Below are 391 nucleotides of genomic sequence, written 5' to 3'. Positions count from 1 at the left end.
AGCCATGGCGGACCGTGGCGACATGGTATTTGTGGCGCAGTCTGGACCCGGTAATTGCTGAGTAGCCAGAACGGCGGATCGTGGAGGCCGGTCTTGCGAGGCAGGCCCGTCAAGCAGGTGCGCGGCATGGCGCGCAAATTTCCTGCTACACCCTCCGGTTCCGGTAGAATAACGCCTTGCGCCGGCCGCGCGGGGGATGTGCGGCGGCCCGAAATAACACGGAGCTAAAATGACTAAAACAACCTTCCTCAATTTCGAGCAGCCGATCGCGGAGCTCGACTCCAAGATTGAAGAGCTGCGCTTCGTCCAGGACGATTCCGCCGTCGACATCTCCGAAGAGATCGACCGCCTGGCCAAAAAGAGCCAGCAGCTGACCAAAGACATCTACGCC

1 pseudogene is annotated in these 391 nt (G+C 60.1%); it reads left to right on the top strand.

Features of this window, described 5'->3' with window-relative positions:
• Positions 1–229: 229 nt before the first annotated feature.
• Positions 230–391, top strand: a pseudogene (locus D0817_RS26795) (hypothetical protein); the annotation flags it as partial.

This window comes from Flavobacterium cupreum, from assembly GCF_003996965.1.
GTDB lineage: Bacteria > Bacteroidota > Bacteroidia > Flavobacteriales > Flavobacteriaceae > Flavobacterium > Flavobacterium cupreum.
The sequence above is the reverse complement of the archived record's forward strand: the minus strand, read 5'-3'. Positions and strand labels throughout refer to the sequence as shown.